Origin of the sequence: Metabacillus crassostreae, from assembly GCF_016908395.1 — a bacterium.
Lineage (GTDB): Bacteria > Bacillota > Bacilli > Bacillales > Bacillaceae > Metabacillus > Metabacillus crassostreae.
Genome location: NZ_JAFBDU010000001.1, coordinates 542,080 through 561,321, shown reverse-complemented (window position 1 = coordinate 561,321; position 19,242 = coordinate 542,080). Strand labels below are relative to the sequence as shown.

The 19,242-nt window shown below is 31.6% G+C and carries 25 protein-coding genes and 2 pseudogenes; 4 read left to right on the top strand and 23 right to left on the bottom strand.

The features are described 5' to 3' along the window. The first annotated feature begins 3 nt into the window (after positions 1 to 3). Positions 4 to 1,253: pseudogene (locus JOC75_RS03120) on the top strand (IS110 family RNA-guided transposase). A 464-nt stretch (positions 1,254 to 1,717) separates the two neighbouring features. On the opposite strand, the gene JOC75_RS03115 reads toward JOC75_RS03120, so the two are convergent. The 8 genes and pseudogenes from JOC75_RS03115 to JOC75_RS03085 form a co-directional block, all read right to left on the bottom strand. Continuing rightward, positions 1,718 to 1,945, bottom strand: a complete 228-nt coding sequence (locus tag JOC75_RS03115; protein WP_204952644.1) for a hypothetical protein — start codon at positions 1,943 to 1,945, stop codon at positions 1,718 to 1,720. Between the two features lie 69 nt (positions 1,946 to 2,014). Beyond that, positions 2,015 to 2,374 (bottom strand): hypothetical protein, encoded by a 360-nt coding sequence (locus JOC75_RS03110; protein WP_204952643.1) that lies wholly within the window; start codon positions 2,372 to 2,374, stop codon positions 2,015 to 2,017. A 663-nt stretch (positions 2,375 to 3,037) separates the two neighbouring features. Next, positions 3,038 to 4,042 carry a serine hydrolase domain-containing protein gene (locus JOC75_RS03105; RefSeq protein WP_239589259.1) on the bottom strand — a complete coding sequence of 335 codons (1,005 nt, stop codon included), beginning with the start codon at positions 4,040 to 4,042 and terminating at the stop codon, positions 3,038 to 3,040. After that, positions 4,036 to 4,257: a hypothetical protein gene (locus JOC75_RS23815; RefSeq protein ID WP_239589258.1), complete on the bottom strand. Its 222-nt coding sequence runs from the start codon at positions 4,255 to 4,257 to the stop codon at positions 4,036 to 4,038. Before JOC75_RS23815 ends, JOC75_RS03105 begins: the two co-directional genes overlap by 7 nt. Positions 4,258 to 4,588: 331 nt before the next feature. Continuing rightward, complete coding sequence (locus JOC75_RS03100; protein WP_204952642.1) at positions 4,589 to 5,551, bottom strand: proline dehydrogenase family protein; 963 nt, start codon at positions 5,549 to 5,551, stop codon at positions 4,589 to 4,591. Positions 5,552 to 5,734: 183 nt separating this feature from the next. After that, positions 5,735 to 6,061, bottom strand: a complete 327-nt coding sequence (locus tag JOC75_RS03095) for a hypothetical protein (RefSeq protein ID WP_204952641.1) — start codon at positions 6,059 to 6,061, stop codon at positions 5,735 to 5,737. A gap of 168 nt (positions 6,062 to 6,229) precedes the next feature. Beyond that, positions 6,230 to 6,514 (bottom strand): hypothetical protein, encoded by a 285-nt coding sequence (locus JOC75_RS03090; protein WP_204952640.1) that lies wholly within the window; start codon positions 6,512 to 6,514, stop codon positions 6,230 to 6,232. 147 nt (positions 6,515 to 6,661) lie between these two features. Beyond that, positions 6,662 to 7,132, bottom strand: a pseudogene (locus JOC75_RS03085) (GNAT family N-acetyltransferase). A 275-nt stretch (positions 7,133 to 7,407) separates the two neighbouring features. Between JOC75_RS03085 and JOC75_RS03080 the strand changes: the two are divergent. Beyond that, positions 7,408 to 7,827: a MarR family winged helix-turn-helix transcriptional regulator gene (locus tag JOC75_RS03080; RefSeq protein WP_204952639.1), complete on the top strand. Its 420-nt coding sequence runs from the start codon at positions 7,408 to 7,410 to the stop codon at positions 7,825 to 7,827. Positions 7,828 to 7,845: 18 nt separating this feature from the next. Beyond that, on the top strand, positions 7,846 to 8,238 hold the full coding sequence (locus JOC75_RS03075) for a rhodanese-like domain-containing protein (RefSeq protein ID WP_204952638.1): 393 nt from the start codon (positions 7,846 to 7,848) through the stop codon (positions 8,236 to 8,238). 326 nt (positions 8,239 to 8,564) lie between these two features. Here JOC75_RS03075 and JOC75_RS03070 read toward each other — a convergent pair whose 3' ends face one another. From JOC75_RS03070 to JOC75_RS03025, 10 genes are all read right to left on the bottom strand, one after another. After that, positions 8,565 to 8,903 carry a cell division protein FtsK gene (locus tag JOC75_RS03070; protein ID WP_204952637.1) on the bottom strand — a complete coding sequence of 113 codons (339 nt, stop codon included), beginning with the start codon at positions 8,901 to 8,903 and terminating at the stop codon, positions 8,565 to 8,567. A gap of 176 nt (positions 8,904 to 9,079) precedes the next feature. After that, complete coding sequence (locus tag JOC75_RS03065; RefSeq protein ID WP_204952636.1) at positions 9,080 to 9,274, bottom strand: hypothetical protein; 195 nt, start codon at positions 9,272 to 9,274, stop codon at positions 9,080 to 9,082. A gap of 649 nt (positions 9,275 to 9,923) precedes the next feature. Continuing rightward, positions 9,924 to 10,220 carry a nucleoside/nucleotide kinase family protein gene (locus JOC75_RS24445; RefSeq protein WP_420827998.1) on the bottom strand — a complete coding sequence of 99 codons (297 nt, stop codon included), beginning with the start codon at positions 10,218 to 10,220 and terminating at the stop codon, positions 9,924 to 9,926. A gap of 83 nt (positions 10,221 to 10,303) precedes the next feature. Further along, on the bottom strand, positions 10,304 to 10,588 hold the full coding sequence (locus JOC75_RS03055; RefSeq protein WP_204952634.1) for a hypothetical protein: 285 nt from the start codon (positions 10,586 to 10,588) through the stop codon (positions 10,304 to 10,306). A gap of 511 nt (positions 10,589 to 11,099) precedes the next feature. Then, on the bottom strand, positions 11,100 to 11,840 hold the full coding sequence (gene map / locus JOC75_RS03050) for a type I methionyl aminopeptidase (protein WP_204952633.1): 741 nt from the start codon (positions 11,838 to 11,840) through the stop codon (positions 11,100 to 11,102). Positions 11,841 to 12,217: 377 nt separating this feature from the next. Then, positions 12,218 to 12,943: a YqjF family protein gene (locus JOC75_RS03045; RefSeq protein ID WP_204952632.1), complete on the bottom strand. Its 726-nt coding sequence runs from the start codon at positions 12,941 to 12,943 to the stop codon at positions 12,218 to 12,220. Between the two features lie 426 nt (positions 12,944 to 13,369). Next, complete coding sequence (locus JOC75_RS03040; protein WP_204952631.1) at positions 13,370 to 13,768, bottom strand: hypothetical protein; 399 nt, start codon at positions 13,766 to 13,768, stop codon at positions 13,370 to 13,372. Between the two features lie 201 nt (positions 13,769 to 13,969). After that, positions 13,970 to 14,431, bottom strand: coding sequence for a GNAT family N-acetyltransferase (locus JOC75_RS03035; RefSeq protein WP_204952630.1), 462 nt, complete (start codon positions 14,429 to 14,431; stop codon positions 13,970 to 13,972). A 56-nt stretch (positions 14,432 to 14,487) separates the two neighbouring features. Beyond that, positions 14,488 to 14,880 (bottom strand): DUF2178 domain-containing protein, encoded by a 393-nt coding sequence (locus JOC75_RS03030; RefSeq protein ID WP_204952629.1) that lies wholly within the window; start codon positions 14,878 to 14,880, stop codon positions 14,488 to 14,490. 21 nt (positions 14,881 to 14,901) lie between these two features. After that, complete coding sequence (locus tag JOC75_RS03025) at positions 14,902 to 15,093, bottom strand: helix-turn-helix transcriptional regulator (RefSeq protein ID WP_275580237.1); 192 nt, start codon at positions 15,091 to 15,093, stop codon at positions 14,902 to 14,904. A gap of 416 nt (positions 15,094 to 15,509) precedes the next feature. On the opposite strand from JOC75_RS03025, the gene JOC75_RS03020 reads away from it, so the two are divergent. Then, on the top strand, positions 15,510 to 15,623 hold the full coding sequence (locus JOC75_RS03020; protein ID WP_204952627.1) for a YjcZ family sporulation protein: 114 nt from the start codon (positions 15,510 to 15,512) through the stop codon (positions 15,621 to 15,623). Between the two features lie 507 nt (positions 15,624 to 16,130). Here JOC75_RS03020 and JOC75_RS03015 read toward each other — a convergent pair. From JOC75_RS03015 to JOC75_RS02995, 5 genes are all read right to left on the bottom strand, one after another. Beyond that, positions 16,131 to 16,406 carry a histidine kinase gene (locus tag JOC75_RS03015; protein ID WP_204952626.1) on the bottom strand — a complete coding sequence of 92 codons (276 nt, stop codon included), beginning with the start codon at positions 16,404 to 16,406 and terminating at the stop codon, positions 16,131 to 16,133. Between the two features lie 75 nt (positions 16,407 to 16,481). Then, the gene (locus JOC75_RS03010) at positions 16,482 to 17,387 is read right to left on the bottom strand and encodes a hypothetical protein (protein WP_204952625.1); all 906 of its coding nucleotides are present in this window, start codon (positions 17,385 to 17,387) and stop codon (positions 16,482 to 16,484) included. Positions 17,388 to 17,604: 217 nt separating this feature from the next. Beyond that, positions 17,605 to 17,766, bottom strand: coding sequence for a hypothetical protein (locus tag JOC75_RS03005; protein ID WP_204952624.1), 162 nt, complete (start codon positions 17,764 to 17,766; stop codon positions 17,605 to 17,607). Between the two features lie 166 nt (positions 17,767 to 17,932). Beyond that, the gene (locus tag JOC75_RS03000) at positions 17,933 to 18,526 is read right to left on the bottom strand and encodes a hypothetical protein (protein ID WP_204952623.1); all 594 of its coding nucleotides are present in this window, start codon (positions 18,524 to 18,526) and stop codon (positions 17,933 to 17,935) included. 52 nt (positions 18,527 to 18,578) lie between these two features. Further along, positions 18,579 to 19,184 (bottom strand): hypothetical protein, encoded by a 606-nt coding sequence (locus tag JOC75_RS02995; RefSeq protein ID WP_204952622.1) that lies wholly within the window; start codon positions 19,182 to 19,184, stop codon positions 18,579 to 18,581. Positions 19,185 to 19,242 lie beyond the last annotated feature (58 nt).

Below are 19,242 nucleotides of genomic sequence, written 5' to 3'. Positions count from 1 at the left end.
GAAATGAGGAAAATATGTAAAGAAGCAAAAGTCACGATCATCCGCTTTCACGACATACGACACATACATGCTTCTATCCTTATTGCTGAGGGGGTAGACATTTTTCGCGGCATCGTAGTCGGTGATCCTCTGTCTTTTGAAAATGACGATGATGGATTTGCAAGGTTACTAGAATGGATTCAACACCTAAAACCACGAAAGGCCTTGATACCGAAATTGTTGGTATGGAACCCACAGGACACTATTGGTTAAATCTGTCCCAGTGGCTTTACGACCGAAATATTGATGTGGTATCAGTTAATCCCCATCTTGTTAAAAAGAATAAAGAAAACAGAGATAATACGCAGTCCAAAAGTGACAAAAAAGATGCTCTGGTTATCGCTGATATGGTGAAGAATGGATACTATTCCTTTATACGTCCAACTACGGAGGCTTTTGAAAAGCTGCGAGTACTAATGGCTAACCGAGATTCTATCGTTAAACGACATGTCAGTACTGCGAACCAAATCCACCGTTGGGTTGATATTATTTTTCCAGAACTGAGAAAAGTTTTTAAAAACGTTACATGTAAAGGTGCAATCGCTACTCTTCGTTTATTCCCTACACCAAAAGAAATACGTTCGATGGAAGCTATGGATATTGTTACAGAGTGGAGAAAGATGATGAAGCGTCAACCTGGTATAAAGAAAGCTGAAGCACTCGTTAAACTAGCTAAGAAGTCTGTTGGTAATGATAAAGCACATGATGCCCATAAATTACACCTAAAACAATTACTTGAAGAATTTGATCTCGCCACAAACCAATTGGAAGTAGTAGATATAGAGGTATCTGAAGCTCTTAAAAGTATTACTTTCTCAGATAAGCTTCTTAATATTAAGGGATTGACTAGCATAATGTTAGGTGGGATTTTAGGTGAAGCTGGTGATTTAAGTCAGTTTGCACATGGCAATTCTCTATTACGTCATGCGATTTTACATTTAGTCGAGGCTAGCTCTGGAAAATGGAAAGGGCAAATAGTCATTTCCAAGAGAGGAAGATCTCGTTTAAGGAGATTTTTATACCTAGCAACCATGTGCCTTGTGATGAACAACCCTGAGTTCAGAGAGATTCATGCCCACAATGTCCAAGTGAAAAAGATGAAGTCCATCATGAAACTGATTGGTAAATTCTCAAGAATGATAGTTGGAATTGCTAAACGTAATGAACCTTATTGTGCTGAACAAGTACATCCTTTGGCACCCTTAGCAGCATAAGTGATTTACCCGAACATATGAAACAGCAAAAGTAATTTTATTGAATGTTGGCTTATTCGTAGGATCTCAAAGAAAGCACCGAGTACTGGAATACTTAAACACAAGGGCACTGACCCATTCCGTTAGCAAAACCGGCCTCCACCCCTTGGATAGGCATGACGAAGGAATGAGAGGGCAAAGACCCGTTGAGACATGGGAGGGAAAGCCTCCAGGGGCGGCGTGGAGAATCGTGCATTATATGGTAAAAGATGGAGTTGACATATACTCCTCTATTTCTGCATGCCTTCATGTAGCCTTTATGCTGAATACTCATTCCACTCTACCCGTCACTGTACTTACTAGTGGTTTGAAATCCTGCGAATAAGCGAGTATTTAAGAGCTATATTAATCTAACTGAGGGAGTTGAAGAAGAAAAAAGAGCTGTCTAAGCAAATCAACGGTTTTTAGGATTAGCACCTGTTAGTTTAAGGGAAATTTCTTTTCTGCTTTCGCCTCTCCAACCAAGGTTCAATTTTCTTGTCATATATTTTAATCCCTATATAACCATCAACAAAAGCAACTAATAGTCCAATGATTAGCATACTTATTCCCGTATTATCAACCATAACTATTGGTTTAAGCAGTGCAAAAACAACTGATAATGCAATTGGTACTGTTAAACCAACCCATAACCCCACAAAGATTATAGCCATTTTATTCACCTCTTTGTAATAGTCATTATCAAGTAAATAAAATGTTATTCCTTTTCAATTAACCTGCACCTATAGTTGAAGAACAATTAGAATAACAAAAATGGTCTCAAAAATTACAGAGACAATTAATATCCATATCGTTTCAATACGTAAAAAAGAACTCACCACACTTCGATTCTTAAGCTCAGCAATTTTTTTAGCTACTTGAAGATTGATTGGTATAAACATTACTGAGTATAGAAATCCTCCTGAAACACAAATGAAAAAATGAATAACTCCCAAATTAGTAGTTAATTCTGCTACAGCAGTTCCTATTATAAAGACAGGTAAACCCGCCCAAATAAAGAAAGTTAGAAATGATAATAATGACGCAATTACAAGTAACATATAATTACTTTTTAACACAGATAAATAGCTCTGGAAATACAAATCGTCAATCCCCCCATAGTGGAATCTTATACATTATTACTAAAAATTCTAATTATTGTTGTTAATTTTTATTAAACTATACTACTCCGTTAGTGAAAAAGAGAGTGTTTATTGAACACTCGCACCTGTTAGTGCAACATAGAGCAACAAACAATATTGTTAAAACATTAGCTTATTCACTTTCTTTGAACTTTAACTCGTCTAAATTTTCTTTTTTAGTCGAAAAGCTGACTTGGTAAATGTTATTCTTCTCTACCCAATAATGATAAGTTACTTCTGGTTCGTCTTCGAAAACCACCCCAATGTAATAATTATGATTACTGCAATAACTACACCTACAACGATGAGCTCTATTACTTCTGTTGGGTGCATAATACCCTCCTTGGGTTATTTTTTCACTTCATTTCTACTGTTTAATTCTCACGCATGAAGAGCAAAGACTTGTTGTGCTAAACTGCACCTTTAACACAATAGGAGCTGCCGCATCGACAACTTTCCTTGTTCCACTCTTGCACCCGTTACTTTAAGTACATTCTTTCACAAAGTTAGGGAAGATGAGAAATTGTTTGAAAGCACAGTATATTTGTACTGCGCAGCAAATAGCTCAATGTATTCGTCGCTCTTGTTCAACATAAGCTCACCGTTAGCTTAATAAGAAATAACTTATAAACACTCATAAAAAGCATTTCGTAAAGCTATCTCTCTAGGGTCATCAAACATATACGTTCCCACTTTTGTCATACCATAAGCAAATCCCACTTTATTTTCTGGGTCTGCAAAACAAAATGAACCTCCAGCCCCTGGGTGACCGAAACATTTTGGGGAACCATAATGTGAACCTGTTTCTATTGGTTTAAAAAATCCTACTTGAAAAGCTGTATCAACAGTTTGTACAACATCTTTAAAACCCAATTGAGTCGGTTGAGGGTTATTCATCAATTCCTCGAATGTTTCATTTTTTAGTTTTAAGTTATTTCCTCCATTAGCAAATTCACTATATATTTTAGCCATATCTCGCACTAATCCTATTCCGTTACCAGATGGAAATTCAATTTTCCGTATTTCTCTTGTATTAAAATTAGAATGTGCTAGTAAATTTTTAGAATCAACCATACTTTTGCTAGTAAGTGATTGAGGATTCATAAATGCTAATAATAAACTTCTAGGAAAAGTTCGGAAGTTTTTAAACAGGTCTAAAACAGATCCTAATCCTTTTATAGTAGACACTCTAGAATCATCAATATGGTCCGGCAAACCAATATAAAATTTAGCATTTAGAGGTTTTGCAATTTCATCATGAAAAAATTCCTTTAATGTACGATTTTTAGGATCTGTTCTTCTAATTAATTCACTAATTAACCACCCGATTGTCCAACAATGATAGCCATGTCTAGTTCCTGGTTCCCAATCTGGCTCTTTCTTCTCCAATTCAGTTACTACATTTTTAGTATCAAAATCACATATTTTATTTAGAGGGAGGTCCTTAATAGTGCTTAATCCAGCTTGATGATTTAATAATTGTCGGACTGTAATATTTTCTTTACCATTTTGACCGAATTCTTTCCAATAGCTTGATACTTTTTCATCATAGTCAAAGTAACCTTTAGAATGTGCAATAGCAGCTGCAAGTGCTGCAAAACCTTTTGTTGAAGAAAAAACAGTTACCAAAGTATTTTCATCCAGGGTTCCATTGTTTGATGGTTTTTTATTCCTCCCCATAAATCTACAACTTTCTCACCATTCAAATAAATGGTGCATGCAGCTCCTAACTCTCTTCTTTCATTAAAGTTTTTAATGAATTCCTGTCTGACTTTCTGAAAACCTGAACTAACATAACCGTTTATTAGTGAACCGTTTTTAAGCTTTATTAATGTATTGTTCATCTAAATCCTCCCCTCGTATTTTAGACGAAACCGCATAGTCAATGCTAATCCACAAAATATGAATATCCCTGTAATATTAAAAAATTTTCATACTTCCTTCTTGTTTGGTTACATTTTCAATGCAATGGGACGTTTGAAAATGAGGTTCCAAACTAAGACCTTCACTGTATATTTACTTTAGTAAATATACAGATTTTTTGAGTGAAAGTTTCATCATCCCCTGTTTATTGCTTATTAAACTATTCTGTACCGTTAGCTGAATAAGAAAAACGATCCTTCGTTATCGAAGAATCGTACACTTTAGTTCAGTTAGATTTTTTCACATTCTATTTTAGTAAAATTGAGAAGAGTTTCCTTCTCCACGAATCATATCCGTAATAGCAACATAAATGTTAGGTGGATATTCTGCTATTCTATGAGTTAGGTATAGATACCACTCCACACCATATGTTAAATATACCCGAACAGGTAACCCCTTGTCTTTAAGTTGTTTACAAAGTTCAGGACAAATTCCGTATAACATTTCTGCTTCTACATACGTATTTTGTAAATAACCACGCTCCAAAATCTGTTTATATATAGCTTCATCGTGAGAAGCAATTGAAACCTGATGTCCAGCTTTAACACATAAATCCACTAATTCTAAATATCGTTGGTCCAACTCATCTGAACGAGGGATACAAATATCTGCTGGTTCTTGATATGCCCCTTTAACAATACGAATTGCCCCAGGATAATTAAGCAATTCATTAAGGTCATCAAGTGTTCGATATAGTTGAGCTTGTAGTGTAACCCCAACGTTAGGATATTCGACAACAACTCTTTTATATAAATGAAGTATCTGATCCGTTTTAGCCGATTCCTCCATACTAATCATAAGAGAAAGATTATAAGATTGTGCTTCTTTTGACATCTCTAGTAAGTTTTGATAGGCAAGTTTAGGATCAACAGATAAACCGATATGAGATAAATCAAAAGAAATCCGAGAACTTATTCCATGGTTTCCACATTCCCTTATCAACGCTATAAACTCATCTTTAACTCTAACGCACTCCTCTTTGTTTGTAGTATTTTCACCGAGAGATTCCAGCGAAATGCGGTAACCCTTATTGATAAGTAAATCACCAATAGATAATCCATCTTCTCTTGAATCACCTGTCACAAATCTTTTAGCAGCACTTTGAAATAACGGATAAAGTTCAGAAGATTGCTGAATATACTCCTTTATTACTAAATTTCGAGCAACGGATTTTAAAGCATCTGCAAATTGTTTTTCAATTGATAGAAGTTCCAATCATATCCCTCGTTTCATTTGTATTTCCATAGTAATTATAATCCAAATAATGGTTGATTAGGTGAATTTTATACTAAAAATTTCAATTCAATAATATTGCACCTTTGGTACAATAAAAAAGCCACCTTTAATGGTAGCCGGATTATTTCTTAATGCACTTGTTAGTGAAGTATCACTATTCCTTTAATTAAAGTTTTCATTGTAAATTTGTATCCATTTCTTTCGTTTCAGAAATAAGGCTGTAATCAAAACGGCTTCACCTACAACTAATAAACCGATACCTAACACTAATCCTCCAAAAAATAGAAATTCATTTACACGCCAAGCGAAAAAGAACCATCCTATGATTGCACATACACCTAATGCTAAGTTAATTGTTCCTGCAATTAAGGTTTGGGGTAAAAACAATCCTGTTTTTCTAATCATAGTCGAACCATATTTAAAACTTACAAAAGTCGCTACAATCATATAAATAATATATATAGTCATCGCAATATCTATTTCATTCATATACCCCACTCCTTTTATATAGATTTTACCATATAAATCCATAATTCTTATTGAAGATTACTGCCCTATAGTTTAATAAAAAAAGCTGTCTCAATGACATCTCCGTTCTTAAACCTTGCAACCATTAGTGCAACAACTCTCAGTTGTTTATTCCATTCACTAAACTTTCTATATTATTTTTCTTTTTTCTGTTTTTGATTTGAAACCTAAATAACCAGCATTAACAGCACCAAAAATAGAAATTATTATATTTTCAAATGACAGTAAGGCAGATATTAGTAGGATTAAAAATATGTAATCTAACAGTTTTATTCCTATATTTATATAAACTAAGACCGCAAATACAATGTTTAGACCGATAATAGTCATTACAATTGGTAAACTTAATTTAAAGCACGACAACAAAATTAACCATAAAAAAATTACAATAGAAATTATGATTTTATAATTCAACGAATTCACCCCTTTAATTTACCATTAATTTCTTTTTCGATGACATAGAAAAAAGTATCCCTTGCTGAAGGAATGCACCCGTTATCCATCCATGAAGCAAAGCTTCACCACAGAAAATGAAAGCTTATTACGTTCTTTCATGGTAGCTTAACAAACCTTTTTATAAAAAATAAGGGTTGTTTTATCATTTATTGTCTTGCTATCTCCTGTTTGGTTATAGCCCATTTTTTCATATAAATAACAATTTCCTGCTTCCTCTAATAATGTAGCTAATTCCCAACTGGTTGCTTGAGGGAACATTTCTTCAATTAAAATTATAGCCTTCTAAGCTATCCCTTTTCTTTGATAAGTAGGTAAAATAAACATTGGACTAATCCAAAAATGTACATCTTCTATCCAAAGAACACAGATAGCACCAACAAGTTTATTATCAGCCAATATCTTATAGAAACCACCATCAGGTCTATTTATTCTCGTTAATACCCTGTCGATAGTTTCATTTGCTGGATTAGTATCATAGTCTTTATACTTATCCAACAATGGCATAAATGCCTTAACTTGAATATCAAAAATAGATTGTGCATCATTATCTGTTGCTCTTTTTAACCTAACCTCCATAACTTCACCCACCAAATAATTTTAGATTTTATAACATTATCTGACTAAAACTCATCAAAGTTCTTATTCAACTCTACTGCACCGTTACTTCAACAAGAAGAAGCGATCACCCTTTATTGAGCAATCGCCCCCGTTATTTTAAGTGTATTACTTCACATACTTTTTCACAATTATTTGATTAAAAATCGTGAACGTATCTGGTTGATTTTTTAATATTAATCAGTTATGCTGATTATATAATATACTGATTATTTTTTAGGAGGTGTCATTAATTTTTGGGAAAATGGAATCAATCTTATGGTTTTTTGCTTGGAAAAGTCCTTCAGGAAATGGAATCTAAGTTCGCTGATGGACTTGCGTCATTTGACATTAACGCCAGACAATATGGGGTTCTCTTATTTATTGAAGGTAACCCTTACTCTTCACAAAAAGATATCTCAGACAAACTGCAAATTGATCGAACAACAATGGTTAGTCATATTGACCACTTAGAAGGCTTAGGATTTGTGGAGAGAACAAGGAATCCTAATGATAGAAGATCTTATAGTCTCTTAATTACAACCAAAGGAAAAGGTGTATTAGATTCACGTTGGGAATTTTTAATCCAAACGGAATTAGATGTTTTAGCTCCTTTAAGGGACCAAGAAAGACAATTATTAAAGGAGTTTCTTGTTAAGATTTGGAACGGAATATAAATACTGGAGGTACAAAATATGAATGCACTTGATTATTTTAATGCACGTCTAGAATCAACAATTAGCCCTATGGATTATTTGAGATTGGTACAAATCAATCCGGAAAAATACTTTTTAATTGATGTAAGAAACGGTCCTAATCACGTAAGAAATATAACAATTAAAGATGCCCATATAATTCCGCAACAAGAGCTACAAGATCGTTTAGATGAAATACCGAAAGATAAGGAAATTATTGTTTACTGTTGGGATGTCTGGTGTAACACAGCTGCCAAAGTAGCAACATTTTTATTAGAACGTGACTATAAAGTGAAAGAGTTGACCGGAGGTATTGCAGCATGGAAAGAAATGAATTTTCCTTGTTTAGATTTGTCTCAAAATGGTAACATGTCTGATAGTTGTGGGTGTTGACTATAGCAGTATGAGATTAGAATATTCTAATCTCTTTTTCATTAATCTTTTCTTTTGCAGTTAGTTAAAACCTTCTTTACTTATCTCAAATATAAGTCACAAAACCACACATCAAATATTGCATTATCCTGCTTCGTTAGAGAAATATCGACTGTTCTTATTGAACACTCGCACCCGTTTATTCAAAAAGGTTATCTTTCATATAATCAAAATCTGATGAAGGACATACTTGTTTCCTTATAGAGACAAATGATAATTAAAACATACTATTACATTTCGTTCTTTGTGGTTAACACCATACTCAATACCTAAAACATTATAGATTATTAGAGGAGAAGAGGAGTTTCACCTAAAATGAACATATTTATTCCCAACAAAGATAGTATTATCCCTATGAAAAATGTCCAAGGATTATCTTCTTTTTCTTTATCAAATGTAAAAAACGTTATTATGCAAAAGATAAGTGTTATAAAAGAGATGCCGAATTGAGGAAACATAAATGTAATTGCACTAAAAATCAATCCTGCAATACCATATGGATTTTGTATTGGAATTCTTTCAAGATATTCTCTTTCATCTTGGGATAAGTCTTGGTTTTTATCCCACAAAAAGTCCTTATTTTTTTGTTTGTTGAGAAAATCAATAATTTTTATGAATATTTTCATAATCATCACCTGTTTTGCAAAAGATCAATTTTTTGTGATTTACAGTATCTTCTTGATATTACAACATTATATAACTTATTATATCAGTATTGCTGAGGTGTTAAATTAAACCTCTGTTTAATTAACATTAATCCCCTTTTTGTTGACATAGAAAAAGCTTTCCTTCTTGAAGGAATCTACTTGTTTGGTTTATATGATTGAAGACGTACAATTGATGCAGCTAAACCAAGAAAAATAAGAACTAAACCTATAATTTGAGCTGGGTAAATTATATAAAAAGGTAAATTAACCCCTGGAATAATCGTCACTATTGGAATGCCAATTGTAAGCATCAATATAATATACAAATCTATATTATGACTGAGCTTCATAAAATCCCTCCTTTAACATACCTGGATAGCGATTAATTTTGGTGAAGATCCCACAATCGCTCTACCTTTTATATAATATATTTGATTATACATTAGTTTTGGGATTTTTTGTTATTAAACTATCCTGCACCGTTAGTAAAAAAACGACTGTTCTTATTGAATACTCGCACCTGATTATTTAAGTGAAGAGTTTCACAAAACAACTATATCAAACGATTAATCCAAATTTACCAAGAAATATTAGTATTGTTGTTTCAAATTGTTATATATTTCTTTTGCTTGTTTATATATATCATTTTTTGTTGGCTCGATTTGATAGTTTTCAACGCTATCACTAAGATTAAAAATACCCTTATCGTCAATTACTAAAGTGCCTGAAATTTGGTCATTATAGATAAATGTTATAGTTATTTGTACAAACTTTGTCCTAAACCAATATCAAAATAATCTGCTTTAATTTTCCTTACAGAATTATTACTACAACTGCTTACAATTAAAAACACGATTAGGATGCTAGAAAAAAATAAAGATTTTCTCACAATTTCACTCCCTCTAATCTACACTGATGAAAATCTTGATCAACTAGCCTGCACCTTTACTTCAATAAGCAAAAAGCAAAGATCTTGTTAAATCATCGCCACCCGTTTTGTTAATTTAATACCCATTTACGAACTATATCTAAGGAATTATTAGAAGTAATGGAACCGTTTAAGATTAAATCTGCGTGCCATTTTGTAGGTTCAACAAACTCGTTATGACGATGCCTAACCAAATCAAGATATTCTGAAGAGATTTCGTCAAAGGTTTGTTCGTTTATATCTCTTTTTAATCTCCTAAATAATCTCTCATCTGACAGGCAATCAACAAATATCTTCAAATCTATTTTTTCTCTAATTTCCTCAAAATACAAGACCGTCAGGCCTTCAATAATAACAACATTAAACATTTCAGATGATATAAAATGATAAATATCTTTATTTAATCTATCAATATCAGTGCATATTATATAAATGATGTGATAATAAGAAATTATTTCTTACCTTTTCGTTCTAAAAATATAGGTGCTATATTTAGTAGTATAGAAACAATTGTCAAAAACCATAATGCCCTTTCCATACCAGGTACTACATCCATTAAAGCTGACCAATCTTCCACTTCTACCCAATCAGAAACAAGACTGTATTCTGCACAAAGTGTTAATGCTGTAAATGATAATCCCATCGCCATAGCAAGCTTATAATCCTTTCCTGCTGCATACATATAAAGATTTATACAAGTTACCACTATTGCAATAACCCCTAATATAATCCACATAACTATCCCTCCATACAATTGTGAATCAACTCAATTTTTGCATTATTAGACATTAATACTTCAAATCTTATTTTATAGTAAATGCTCTTCCTTTTATGATTTCTTATTGAACAAACCTGCTCCGTTTAAGATCATTCATTCAGAAACACACCATTAATTTTAACATATAATTACAATTACCTTTATTTAAAGCTTAATAATAAATACTTTTCATAGAAATAAAAAAGTAAAAGACCAAATCAAGTGGGATTTGGTCTTCTACTTATACTATTATTTAATATGTAACTTAACTTCACTTTAACTATCTTACCAAATTAATTAAAAGTTTTACTGATAGATAGTTCATAAACCATACTCTTTAGTGATACTACGTCAAAATAGTGGCTCAGCTATACCAATATTTCTAATCTATCAGCCTAATAGATGAATTTCACATCTTCCATTTGACCAAAATCACACTTCCATTAAATCTATGACGATAAAACTAACTCTATATACTTCCCTAGTTGATTTAAAGCGTAACGATAATTGGACCATTTTTCGTAATGATAATCGTATGCTCAATTTGGGCAACAAAGCTTTTTTCTGTAGCATAAGTCCAGCCATCGTCTTTTTGGAAAACTTCTTCTTCTAGAGTTGAGATAAAAGGTTCAAATGCGATGACCATACCATCCTTTAATAATTCATTATCCCATGTATCATTATAGTTATAAATGTGATCAGGAGCTTCGTGTATGTTTCGTCCAATACCATGTCCTGTAAGATTTTTGATAACAGTTAATCCGTTCTCTTTCGCCGTTTGAAATACTGCTTTTCCTATTCCGCTTTTTTTGGCACCGGGCTTTACTTTTTTAAGTCCCTCTTCAAATGCCTTCTTAGCAACATTGCATATTGTCGTTAATATTTCTTCTCCTTCACCTACTACAAACGAGATTCCTGTATCTGCGAAATATCCATTTTTAGAGCCAGAAACATCTATATTAACTAAATCGCCTCCTTTAATAACTCGAGAACCCGGAATACCATGTGCCACTTCTTCATTAACACTAATGCAAGTATAGCCAGGAAAATCATATTCACCCTTTGGAGCTGACACTGCACCCGCTTTCTCGAAAAGGTTTCCAGCTAAATCATCAAGTTCTTTGGTTGTTATGCCAGGAATTGTTCTTTCTACTAATTCATCTCTTATCGAGCCTACAATTTTACCTATTTCCTTCAAGCCACTAAAATCTTCTTCTGTTTTTGCTATCATCGTATATCCTCACTTTTTAAAGTATCTATAATTAATATTCCTATTAGATTCTATCATAAAGATGAAAGCTATTGCTTCATCTAGGCTGCTTCCTAGTGAAAGTTTTGGAGATTGATCCTTATTCTTCGTTATTTTCATCAAATCGCTTTTTTTGAATAACAAACAAATAGCATTCCAATTATAGTCATTCCTTGAATTATCTAAAGTGGATCGGTAGGAATGAAAAAAACAGACAGACAAATACCTAATTTCCCACTACAAATGGTTGTTTTTAAATCAACCGTATTTTGATGAACTATAAAAAGCACTAATGAACATTTAGAACACAAGTGCTGCTGGTTTTTCATTAATTAATGATAGTTTTTAAAATAAATTTATTACATTTTTTCTAACCCCCATAATACTACGTCTATTCCCTTTGAATAATGGAGTAATGGTTTATTTTGTTCTAAATGGAAATCACTTATCGGTATCATCGTATTACAAGTTATATTTGCTTCTGCATGTTGTAATGGCCAGGGATCATGATTTATTTCTGAGATATATAATTTGTTATTGTGTGATGTGTATAAACAGTACCTTTCTGTTAACCAGCTTTCTAGGGTGCCTGTTTGCGCAAAGAATATCTCTGATGTTGGCTTATATGAAGCAGTAAATTCATATTCCCCTTTTTGTTTATGTCTAATTGAATGATATTTTATTGAGTCTCCATCTTTAACAGAAGAAATAGTTGCGTAATAATATGGTAAGTAGAAAAAAGTTTTAGCTACTTGTACAGCTAACAAATTGGCAGCATCTAAACTAAAAAAGTAAACTCCTGGTTTTCCGTTTTTAGTAACATATGTTCGAACATTAATTTCAGCAAAACTTGAAGTAAAGGGTATTTCTGGGAGGTATCTTAGACGGATATTCCTCATTTCAAATGGAACAACAGCAATCCAGGCATCACCATTAAATGTATCGATTTCTAAATATTCTGGTATATAAGGTCTTATAAAATCTATATCAATCTTCCAATGTGCAAAAAGTAAATGTTCCCATGTTTGTTTCATAACCCAGGGTTTCCTTGGAACGGGCCAAGGACGAGGATGACTATTATTCATAAAATAACCTCCAAAATGGATGATAGATAAAATAACCTTTATGATTATAACAATATATTCTATGTGTTTTCCTAAATATAGATGCTCTAGCACCTAACATCTACCTTACTACAATATACAAGGGATTATAAATTTTGCTTGCTTAATATGTATTTAGATATTTAATCTGCTTCCTTGCTATTAAAAGCTACAAACAAAATAAGCATTGATATAGTTAAGATAATTGCACTAAAATTTATTTTACCACTACCAATTAAAGTATAGAAAAATGATATTATTCCATATATTATAAGAAAACCAGTAATTCTTCTTCGTATTTTATTTCTCTTTAACAAGAAAAAACGCCTTCCTTTCAGCTGGATTTGTCATGTGGAACGAAAACAATCGCTGTTCACTCGTAAAGGAATGCTCAAGTCATATAAAAAATTAAAACCTCAGATTTTTATTTTCATAATGTTCCTGAAGAAGATTTAATAATAAAAATCTAAAAATAATGAAGCCGAAAACACCTGAATATACTAATATTATCGTTAAATAAATCGTATTTTCTAGTGAAAATCCCTCCGTTAAATATTGAACTATTGATAATATATCTGTACTTAGGGATAGCAAAATTGCAGCAATTAGCTCAATTAGTCGTAGTTGATTTCTTAGTGAATAATTTACTTTATATAGATTAAAGGTACTTTTTATCGTTCCAGATTGATTGCCCTTATATAAGCCAACCACTAAGCTGGCTAGCAAAGGCAAAAGAAACGAATCAAGTTGAAATAAGACTATCCATATATTTAAAAATAATGGTATAACAATTAAAATTATTTTCATGAGATCTCCTAATTCTATCTTTATAATGTTTAGCTAATTTATTCTACCACCAAAAAAGAAATAATTCCCATTACTTACAAGGTACTTTCAATATTCTTACTATTGAACTTAACATATGTAATATTCCATATATGATCATACAACCTGCCCATTCGTACAATAATCAAAAGTAGCATTTCATTATTAGGAATTTCTACAAATTTATAATTGTTTATATACAAATTCACGATATTTTACAAATTTATGTTTTTCGTAAAATTCTTCTGCAGCTTTGTTATCTATCCAATAATCTAACTCAATCAAATCTATTTCTCTTTCAATAGCACGTTGATCAATAAAATTCATCAAAGCAGTTCCATAGCCCTTTTTCCTTTGTGTTGGAGCTATACTAATTTGATGCACATAAATTGATTGATAACGTTTTTTAAACGCATTTTCTGGATAGTCTCTTATCTCAATCCAAGCATAACCTACTGCATCTTCGTTTTCTTCTAATAATAGAAAAATATTCTTTTCATTTTCTATTAGCTTTTTAAATACTTCATTGATTTCTTCATATTTATATTCATTAAAATATTTCGGATAGAGAGAATAATGTAAATCGTGAACTGGTTTATTTAATTTTGCAATTAATGCAGAATCTTTCGTTTCGCTAATTTTCATAGTGCTACCTCTCTTTTTTCATTTTCTATTCCTTAACAAACTTCAAAAATTTATTTCTATTTATATTTTCTTGAATAAAAATACTCTGTTAATGGAAGAACAGTGAAGGTTAAACATACTAACAGTCCTAAAGGGAGGTTTGTCATTTCATTGAAATTCACTGCACCCTCAGAAATCACTAAAATTAATATAGCAAGAACCATTAATATAAAATAACCTATTTTTGCACTTTGCGTTTTTATATGCATGTCTAATTCATCTTTTGCATGCTCTCCTTGCATATCACCCCACGTAATAGAATTTAATAAAAATGATAATGAAAGACATCCTGCAAATATTACATTGAGATTAATAATTTCAAATCTAAACCATTCTATTAACCCAAAAACAAATGTTCCTATTAATAGTAATGAAGATAAAACAATACTAAATCTTTTTAATTTCCCCATTTGGTTCCACCTCTTTAATGATTATTTATTATAAAAAAGCTCATCAACCTTAACTCCAAGCTGTTTAGCCAAATCAAATGCTAGTTGTAAACTTGGAGCATATTTATTATTTTCTATTGCATTTATTGTTTGCCTACTTACATGACAAAGCTCTGCTAACTTTCCTTGAGAAATACCTCGACTCTCACGATATTCTTTAATTTTGTTTTGCAAAGAAAAATCACCCTTATACTTACATTGATATGTAAAAGATCTTTTACACATTTATCATAAACAGTCCTACCCTTAGTGTCAAACATCTTTTACATGCAGATCGAAAATATATACTAAATTTATTAAACTGCTTACAGATTTAGCGTTCTTCTTAAAAATACCGTTAACTCATAATCTATTGTCTCTATATTTAATTTAAAATTTAAAATAACCAAAATCAACGACTGTCCAGTTCAAACTTGTATTGACAGCATAAGCTATTAGTACACCTACATCATTTCATATATACATCTTCCAAGGGCACTCGATTGAGTGTCCTTTTGTTTTCAAAAAAAAGAAATACTGATTCATTAATCCAATCATGATTAATTTTCAAACATACTATAAATTAACCTCATTATAAGGAGGTGTAACATATGGGCGCAGGTGGATATGGTTCAGGTGCAGGTTTTGCACTAATCGTTGTGTTGTTTATCCTTTTAATCATCGTTGGTACTTCTTACGTTGGCGGCGGCTTCGGTGGTTACTAATTTAACTTGAGTAATTCTAGTAGAAGCGGACTTCTTTTGTGGTCTGCTTTTACATTTTAGGCAAGTATATTTTTTTCATTTACATACTCGTTTATTTACGACTAACCGGCTTTTTTGTTTAAAACACCATGTCACAATCTAGATTTTAAAAAGTTCTATTAATAGGCAAATAAGTAGATGCGGAGTTATTGTAGGAATAGCACCTCCACCAGCTATGTCTAATAAGTTTTCCATTAAAATCACACTCAATTAGTGAAAAACCTAGTGCTCTTATTAAAACGCACCCTCTACATTAAAAAAATTAATTTTATGATCATTCACGATCGTTTTTATATTTTAAAGAAAGTACTCCAAACACGATCCCTAATAAGACATATTTCATTATCCCATTAAAAAGGTAGTCAATAATTGCTTTATAGCATGATAGAAATGACAAATATACTCTATATATAATTTGATTTATTAAACTTATCCTCGAAAAAAGCTCCATCTCTTTTACCAAACTACTTATGTTCCAAAATTACCAAACAACATGATTCCAATAACAAAAACAAAGGTGATCAATAAAATTAGCATACCAAGTGAAGAAATAGATAAAGTAATGGTTTTTAAATGTCCCTTCACACTAAAAAATGCTGTGAAAAATGCACCTAGTAATAGGAATAATAATAAAAACAAATCTAATGATTCTGGTAAAGGTGTCAACACCTCTGGAATAACAAAAATTAATATGATAAATGTAAGAATCAATACCAGGGAGATTACGCTCAGATATTTTTTCATTAATGAAACCTCACTTTTAATTAAACACACTCTGTAATGAATCTTACTTTTACAAAGAACGCATCAAGATTTCTATTATTCCTCACTAAAATTCACATCAAACAGATAATCACTTGATTCGGCACCTTCAAAGCTTTCAAATATTATATTTCCATTATCATCTTTTTTTTCTTCTGTTTTCTTCAAGGCGAATGTTGAAATATAATAGCCTTCAAATGGTAATTTTTCATCATCGATTAAATGTATATCTCCATTTGATATAAAAAGGGAATTTCCACTTCCCAACTCATGATAAGTTCTTTGCCCAGAACTTCTTATCACATAGGAAGAAAAGTTACCTTTTGCAAGAGTAATATCTTTAATATCAAGTATAGTAAGATTATCAAAGAAATAATCAGCTGCAATTAGTCGATCATATTGTAGCCATGAATCAAGCTGACTGCGTCTAAGCTCATACCTATTATTTTCAGTGTCATATCGAATTTGATAAAGGGTATAATTGTTGCCATTTTGTTCGAGTAGCTGCCATCGTAAATCTGTTATTTGACCATTTTGACCATAGTTCACTTCAAAATCATCCAGCCTTAAATGGTTGTGTACTATCTTTAATTTTTCCTTAATTTGATCATATTCATCTTGAAAGTTCAGGGTATAAACTGAATCAAGCTCACGTTCGATCATTATTGGCCGGCTTTGCCATTCATTGATCGCAAATGGCAAAATCCAATGAACCAATATAAATGCAGCCACACCAAAAACAGCGGCCATTTGTTTTACATCTACATTTAGCTTAGGTCGAAAAAACAACAAATACAGTATAAACCCTAGAGGTAGTGTGAATTGATTGAGATTAATAGCGAATGAGCCTAATATAAAATATCCAACTATTTTTAACGAAAAATAAGCTTCTGTTTCTGCTTTTCTTCGCACTAATAATATGAAACTAACAATTAATAAAACTGTGTAAATAATAGATAACAATTTCCAGCCCCTATTCTGGAAGGAAATCTCCTCCATTTATTTTTAAGAAGTAACCTTGATGCTGGCAAATTGTTAGCACCATAGTCAAATCGGTCCATAACCAAGTCTGTGCAGTTACGAACATCTATACAACCTAATATACTTGTATCATTTTGAATAATATAAAAAAGTCGATTTCAAATATTGCATAGAATCGACTTTTATTTCTTAAATTATCTTAATCTGTTCCAGAAATATTAATTTGATTATGCTTTAGAACTTCTCCTAATTGATCTGCTTGTTTATTTTCATCAGGCTGAGTCATCCCGGACTTCTTTTCAAAATAAACCGCTATACTCCCAATAATAACAACAGGTATTAACAAAAATAACCAAATCATAATAATACCTCCTTTAGTGGTATTTATCATTATTCCATTATTATACCATATATGTGGGATAAATTTACAATAGATAAAAAACACACAAAAATAGATGATACTCAATCTATTTTTACGAAAACACTTCATAGTTAGAGTTTTTAAACTATTGGAGTATCTACACATATTAATATTCTAAATGAAAGGACAAATCTCTAGTCCAATAATCAACGATTACATTTGCGTGTTCGAGACCAATTGTTTCTTTTAAATACGTAATAAATGTATTAAAATCAGTTTGCGTTAAATTACTATGGTTTTCATTAAACTTTACAATAACCAGAGGTTTTCCTATTGCTACGTCGTAGCTAACATATATATATCTTGTATCTCCAAAATGTTCTTTTATATATTTTTCAATTTTGGGTGTTATTTCACGTTCTAAATGTTCCTCTTGTTGATCGATGTTAATCGAATCTTCCATTCGCTTCATTTTTTTATCATAAAATACTAAAAAGGTATCATTTGTATCCTTGTTTTCAACTGTTACTCCATGTTCAAAATAACCATAATGCTTAAAGTCAGTGGACGACGAAGTATTTTGTATTTCATAATTCATATCTTGATAGTTTTCAGCTAAATAATGTTGAGTTTTTTTAATTGCTTCGTCTTGCTCTTGCTTGTGAAGGATACCGTTTATTTTAAAAGCTAAAACTATTAATAAAAACAATATAATAATTCCACCAAATATGTATATTAACCTTTTAAATCCATTCTTCATATGAACTTTCCTTCCATTGTTTACAAACCTGTTTTTGTTTTAAGTGATGAAATCACTTCATTTCAACATTCAAAATATTTCCAGTCCGTTCCAAATATGTGAAGCTGTATGTTTTACCTTCTTCTATGTTAAATACCCTTTCCAGCAGATAGAGTTCTTGTTCCTCCGTGTTGATTAATGTTATTTTTGATGAGCTTCCGGTATATACATCCACAACTTTAAGATCATCTCTTTTCATCACACCGTTTGAGTAATCCTTCATATCTCTCACACTATTAATTGTTAAAGAACTTAATTCTTGAAAAATGAATACACCTGAGATGAGACAAATTATTCCTGTTCCTCCCCATACAAATACCTTATTTCTGCTTATTTTTTGAGGATTTTTTAATGTGATTACTAAGCTAAAATAAATTATAAAGAGAAGTAGGGTCAGTCCTCCCAAAAACAAAAATGCAGTTCCTATCCAATCATAGATAAATGTTTGATAAAGATCTGTAGCATAAAATGTTCTTAGAAAAGCAAAAGATACACCTAACAAAACAAAAATACCCATTACAATAAGGAAACCATATATAATTCTTATCCTATTGCGATTTGCAACATCACGTTTTATCCGAGCTTGCAAATGCTGTGCTTTTTTTCGCGATCCGTTCACTTTATCTCCCCTCTTTGCAAACTCTTTACTTATTTTCAACTATTTAACTCTTCCGCTT